Origin of the sequence: Candidatus Infernicultor aquiphilus, from assembly GCF_002784285.1 — a bacterium.
Taxonomy (GTDB): domain Bacteria; phylum Atribacterota; class Phoenicimicrobiia; order Phoenicimicrobiales; family Phoenicimicrobiaceae; genus Infernicultor; species Infernicultor aquiphilus.
In genome coordinates, this window is the sequence record NZ_PFKO01000278.1 from 1 (window position 1) to 6,252 (window position 6,252).

7 protein-coding genes are annotated in these 6,252 nt (G+C 34.0%); 6 read left to right on the forward strand and 1 reads right to left on the reverse strand.

Translation table 11 applies throughout. The features are described 5' to 3' along the window. Positions 1-452: 452 nt before the first annotated feature. From COZ07_RS07475 to COZ07_RS07490, 4 genes are all read left to right on the forward strand, one after another. Positions 453-641, forward strand: coding sequence for a type II toxin-antitoxin system HicB family antitoxin (locus tag COZ07_RS07475; protein ID WP_406607948.1), 189 nt, complete (start codon positions 453-455; stop codon positions 639-641). Then, positions 623-1,240: a winged helix-turn-helix transcriptional regulator gene (locus COZ07_RS07480; RefSeq protein WP_406607949.1), complete on the forward strand. Its 618-nt coding sequence runs from the start codon at positions 623-625 to the stop codon at positions 1,238-1,240. Before COZ07_RS07475 ends, COZ07_RS07480 begins: the two co-directional genes overlap by 19 nt. 198 nt (positions 1,241-1,438) lie before the next feature. Next, a complete protein-coding gene (locus COZ07_RS07485) occupies positions 1,439-1,732 on the forward strand; it encodes a hypothetical protein (RefSeq protein ID WP_406607950.1) in 294 nt (97 codons plus the stop codon). Between the two features lie 177 nt (positions 1,733-1,909). Further along, positions 1,910-3,139 carry an ATP-binding protein gene (locus tag COZ07_RS07490; protein ID WP_406607951.1) on the forward strand — a complete coding sequence of 410 codons (1,230 nt, stop codon included), beginning with the start codon at positions 1,910-1,912 and terminating at the stop codon, positions 3,137-3,139. Between the two features lie 383 nt (positions 3,140-3,522). On the opposite strand, the gene COZ07_RS07495 is transcribed toward COZ07_RS07490, so the two are convergent. Then, positions 3,523-4,965, reverse strand: coding sequence for an ATP-binding protein (locus COZ07_RS07495; protein ID WP_406607952.1), 1,443 nt, complete (start codon positions 4,963-4,965; stop codon positions 3,523-3,525). A 504-nt stretch (positions 4,966-5,469) separates the two neighbouring features. Between COZ07_RS07495 and COZ07_RS07500 the strand changes: the two genes are divergently transcribed. Both COZ07_RS07500 and COZ07_RS07505 read left to right on the forward strand, forming a co-directional pair. Continuing rightward, positions 5,470-5,619: a hypothetical protein gene (locus COZ07_RS07500; RefSeq protein ID WP_406607953.1), complete on the forward strand. Its 150-nt coding sequence runs from the start codon at positions 5,470-5,472 to the stop codon at positions 5,617-5,619. A gap of 84 nt (positions 5,620-5,703) precedes the next feature. After that, positions 5,704-6,252 (forward strand): AAA family ATPase (locus tag COZ07_RS07505; RefSeq protein WP_406607954.1); only part of this gene is annotated, 549 nt, incomplete at its 3' end.

The following is a 6,252-nucleotide window of genomic DNA, read 5'->3' on the forward strand; positions in this document are numbered from 1 at the left end:
CAAAATTTCAAGCAGACTCTATTTTTACTATTGGCAAAGAGGAGCTCGGTGAAAAAATTACTGAACTTTCTCCTGATATTATGGCTGATATTAACACAGTCCTTCAAATTGAGCTTAATTTAGAATAACTCGCTTAGTTCATCTTCTCCTCTGTTATTCCCAGGAAACTTGTACTAGTGAAGACTTGTACTCGCGAAAACGAGTAATAAGAATCTATCTTTCTTTCTTTTCCCTAAATGTCATTGCGAACTCCCGCAGGGAGCGAAGCAGTCTCAATTTGCATCTTGCACCTTACGTCTCGTAACTTATTTCATTTGACATCACAATTCTTTTACAGTATAATTTTCTTAAGTTCACATCCTGAACATAAAATAATCAATTAATCATTGCTAATGCTTTATTCCTACAATAATTTATAAAAGGAAATTTGAATCAGGAAGTTATTAAATAATATGAAAATTAAAGTAATAATTCACCAAGCAGAAGAAAGCGGTTATTGGGCAGAAGTTCCAGCAATTCCAGGTTGTTTAACAGAAGGAGATAACTGGGAAGAGCTTATCAAAAATATATATGAAGCAGTTGAAGCCTGCTTGAGCGTTGATGTAGAAAAAATGGAGTCCATATGTCCCAACACGAACTAAACACTCTACTAGAGTTAAAAGAAAATCCAAATTTATCCCAGCGTTCCTTAGCCCACAAACTCGACATCTCTTTAGGTTTAACTAATTCTATCTTAAAGAATTTAATTAGCCGGGGCTGGATTAAAGCCAAAAAAGATACCGGAAGAAAGCTCCTCTACCTTATTACCCCTCAAGGTATAGCCAATGTCAGCCGACTGATGTATACCCGTTTCCAGGAAACCCTCCATTATTATCATTATACTAAAGATCTGCTTACTGCTTACTTAATAAAACTCTACCAACAAGGAGAAAAAACGGTAAATATTTATGGCACTGGTCAACTGGCTGAAATTACCTACTATGCCGGAATAAGTACTCCCTTAAAACTAAATGCAATTATAAGTGATGATCCATCTAAAGAAAAATTCTTAGGTCACCAGACTATTTCTATGGAAAATTTCCTATCCCAATACTCAAGCGAAAATAATCTCTCCGACCAAAAAATAATCATACTTTCTACCAACAACCCGGAGGAATTAACTAAAGAAATAAATAAATATAAAAATATCCCAAAAAATATTAAAATAATTAACATAGAAAACGTCCTTAAAAATAATTAATAGCTGACTGTTAGATTATCCAATTGACTGATTGAAAGATTATTCTTGATCGGCAGATTGGCAGATTGGCCGATTGTTTTCTTTTCTTTTTCTTGATCGGCCGATAGGCCGATTGGTAGATTGGTAGATTCTCTTTGATTGGTCAATTGGCTGATCGGGAGACCACCCTACAAAAGAGTAGGTAAATCTACCATTAAAATGAGCAAAGATGAATACGGTAGGGGCGTATTGCATACGCCCTTCCAAGAAAGATCAATCTTAGAAAAACACAAAGACAAACTATATTTTTATTTTCAGATCTACAGAGAAGAAGATTTACCCGAACCTATATTAAAAGAAGTTACCGATAATAATATATCTCCTGGACAAGCAAGTAAAGATTTAAGCAATCTACTTGAGAAAAGACTGATCAGAAAACAGGGGAGAGGAAGAGCTATATGCTCTACGCTAATAATTTACCCCGCATATTTAACTTGCAATATTAAATATTAAGGGTTATAATAAAACAATAAAAATGAAGATAATAACAATAAACTTAGAAATATCACTTTATTGCTCAATTGGTGAATTAATTTCCTAATTTTTATTCTTATCTTAATTGGTCAATTGGTCAATTGGTGAATTGGTGAATTGATATATTGGTTAATTATTTAGAAGGCACGAAAAAATATGAAACTAAAGGCTCGAATATTAGAAAAAACGATCCTTAAAGCAATTAAAACTTTTCCGGCTATCGTGGTTACCGGTCCGCGCCAATCAGGAAAGACTACTCTATTTAAAATGCTCTTTTCCAAAACCCGCACCTTGGTAAGCTTGGAAGATCCTGATATAAGAATTAGGGCGAAAGAGGACCCCATAAGTTTTTTAAATCAATATCGCCCGCCTCTAATCATAGATGAAATTCAATATGTACCTGAATTATTATCTTATATAAAAACCAGAATAGATGAAAACCGCAAGCCCGGTCAATGGTTATTTACCGGTTCCCAAAATTTTACGCTTATGCAAAGTATCACCCAATCATTAGCCGGTAGGGCAGCAATCTTATTTCTTTTGCCTTTTTCTCTTTCAGAAAGAGTTGATAATGCCCGTGATGCTCAGGATATTTCCACCTGGATAAAAAGACTAGATCTAACCAATAAATTTGACCGGAAAATTTCTCTTAACGAAGTCATGATGCGGGGATTTTACCCCGAAATTGCTACTAACAAAAAAGTGGATAGAAAACTTTGGTGCAGTTCATATATTACTACTTATTTAGAAAGAGATATCAGAAATTTATCGAACATAGGTGATCTCAGTCAGTTTGAAAGATTTTTAATAGCCTGTGCGGTAAGAACAGGACAAATTCTCAACCTATCTGAGGTTGCCCGGGATATTGGAATTAGCGTGCCTACTGCCAAAAGATGGCTTTCTCTTTTGGAAACAGCACATCAACTATACCTTCTTTATCCTTATTACCGAAACATTGGCAAACGCATAGTAAAAAGTCCTAAAATATATTTTGGCGATACCGCACTATGTACTTATTTATTAGGGTTTCATGATGCTGATACTCTGCTTAAGAGTCCTCATTTTGGAAATTTATTTGAAACAATGATTGTTAATGATTTTTTAAAGAAGTTTTTACATTTTGGGGAAAGAGCTTCTATGTACTACTTGCGTTCAAGAGATGGTCTCGAGGTAGATTTAGTTATTGAAATAGGAGGATTCCTACACTTATTTGAAATAAAAAGTTCAATGACCATCACTTCAAAACATATTACTTCTTTAAAGAGATTGGCCAACGACTTAGGCTCAAAGGTCAAGACTGCCGCGGTTATATCCTGTTCTGACCATAACTTTATAGTGAAGGACAATATCATCAATTACAACTGGAAAAATATACTGACAATTTAATATTTCTTTCATTTCCAAAAATAGCTTTTTTAGGTCTTGAAAGGCTTCCGAGAGCTCAATAATAAAAAAATTAACTGAATATTAAGTTAGCAAAATAGAAAATCGTCCACTATTACGTATTACTTTTGTTGGTTAGATTTCTTAATCGGTAGATTGGCTGATTGTTTTCTTTTCTTTTTCTTGATTGGCAGATTGGCCGATTGTTATTTGATTGGTCGATTGAATTATCTTGCACCTTGCACCTCGCACCTTGCATTTTTTCTTTCTTTTTCCTCACTATATACTCGATACTCGATACTGTTTTACTATCCGCTATTTTTTTCTTGCATTTATTCTTTGTATTTTCTTCACTAACGACTATTCACTATTCGCTAACGACTGTTTCAAATCCCCAATACTAACAAACTCAAGGGGATAAAATATATTTCTCCAAAATCACAACTTTTTTTACTCATGAAATCCCTAGTTATCACCATTCCTCTCCGACACCCCTTTCCCTTTGCCTTCATAAAATTTTTCATCACCGTGGGAATCTTTTCTTTAATGAAATTTTGGTATTTAACCTCTATTGGGAAAATTTCATCCCCCTTTTTTACTAAAAAATCTATCTCTCCACCATCATAAGTGCGATAAAAAAAGAACTGAATAGATTCCGCAAACAAATAAGAATTTACTTTTTTTAAAACATTAAAAGTTATATTTTCTACTAAATGTCCAATCTCATTCGGATTAGAGGGAGAAGTAATTAAACCAATACAAGCATTACGAAATCCGGTATCTAAAAAATAAATCTTTCTATTTTTTCTAACTGCTTTTCTTTGATTTGTAAAATATGGTTGTAGAAGTTCTATTATATAAGTTTTTTCTAAGATATTTAAAAAATTCTTTAAAGTAGAGAATGAAATATTCAAGTTTCTGCCCAACTCATCAAGGTTAATCAAACTTCCGATCTGGTAAGAAAGGAGCTCTAAAAGCTGAGAAAAAGCAAAATGTTTTTCTATCTTTAAAGTCTCAATAATATCTCTTTCTATGTAGACTTGTTTTATATTTCTTAATACCATTTCTGACATAAATCTTTGTTTCTTTACCACCCCCGGATAACCTCCTTGCAGTAGATATTCATTGAATTGAATCATTATTTCATCCTTATAGAAATTTAATTTAGAAAATACTTTTTTTAATCTCTCATAATCATAATCTATATTTTGCTTATTACGTTTATAGCCGACAAAGTTCTGAAGAAAATCTTCTAATTCTCTTCTTAATTCTGGCAAAAATTTAATTAGAGTTGCTGATGCCTTTAAACTTAAAAGTTCCTGGAAGGTGAGAGAATAGAGTTGAAAATTTATTACTCTACCTAATAAAGACTCGCTAATACCTTTACTTAACTCTAAACTGGACGATCCAGTCATAATAAATTTAAAATCCTTATTTGAATCATAATATATCTTTAAAGTCTCAAGTATTTGCGGAGCTTTTTGTATTTCGTCGAAAAATATAAAAACTCTATCTTTTCCTATCCTTTGTTGATGGATAAAATTAAATACTGATTTTGGCTCTTGTAAAACTAAATTCCGCAAATCTCGTTCATCAAAAGAAAAATAAAAAATATTTTCTGGGTTCACTCCTCTTTTATGGATTAGCTCATAAATTATTTGTTTAATCAAAGTAGTTTTTCCTACTTGACGAGCGCCCCTAATAACTAAAATTTCTGGTTCATCTATCCAATTTAAGATTAATGGCTGAATTCTTCGTGGAGCGAGACCGGTAAGCCGCCATCCTGGCTGAATTCGCCAGGGATTCTGCAGCGAAAAGATATTTTGCATCAAAATTACCTCCTAAAAAATAGTAAATAATTAAATAATATTTTAATAATTTACCGTATTTTATTGAACTACGATTAAATTATATACGGTTTAAAATAAAAAATCAAGCATAAAAAAGGGGACAAGCTACTTTTTACTCTCCTCAATCGTAGGACAGGCGTCTCGCCTGTCTATGAATTAAGGTAGAGGTTCAATTCATCAAGCCCGTCTTTTTCTAACCACAATCTTCCTTGTCAGAAGGATAAAAATAGTGTAATATGGTTTTATAAAAAGAACAAGATGAGTAATTTATTCTCTGTCTCTGTATTTTCTCCGACTGGTAGATTGTCTACTTTTCTTTTTCTTAATTGGTAGATTGGTCGTGCGGCCGAGCAAGGTCGTATCATATAGCGGGTGGGAATCCCGTCTGGTAAGGCTTAACCAGCCACCAGTAGTTAGCCTTGGAGGATAGTAGGTAACTATTATCTTTAAGCGTAGGCAAACAAGGTAGCAGGCCGAAAGCATATGTCTGAAGGGATTGAGCCCCGAAAGCACCATGAAGTTAGGAAGGCTGATGTGGTGACCGATGCAGAAAGCTATATTTTGGTAATCGTTATGGTAAGATTATCAAGACTTCCTCGGGGTCTAAGACCTTGGCATGTTACACACAGTTAGGATACGGCAACTCGGGAGACCCTAACGGTTCTTACCAGATGAGTGAGTATGGCCATCCAAGTGATAATAAAGCAAGGAGGCCAGATGACCGATAGGGAGTCGGATTACAGTATAGTACCTTATTTCTCTGCTTCCCTTGATGTCTCTGAGAATAAAAGACTCCCTCTCCATAAAGTAATAATACTCTATGGAGTAAGGAGAAGCGGTAAAACTTATATCTTATATGATTTATTTAAGAAATATAAAGATCGAGCATTATATCTAGATTTTGAAGATGAAAGACTGGCCGATTTTGAAATAAAAGATTTCGAAAAGTTAAAAGAAGTTTTTCTGGAGTTAAAGCCTCGCCTTACTGGAGCTAATCGGAGCGAGGTCAAAGAAAAAGAGATGATCTTCCTCTTCGATGAGATACAAAATATTAAAGGTTGGGAAAGATTTTGTCGGAGAATCACTGAACGGGAGAATATAAAAGTCTTGGTAAGTGGTTCTTCCTCGAGGATGATGCCTTTAGAGATCCATACTTCTTTAAGGGGAAGAGCTTGGAGTATAGAAGTAACTCCTTTTTCTTTTCGAGAATATTTACTTTTTAAAGGTATGGATATCCAGAACAAGAATATTATTTATGGGTCGAAG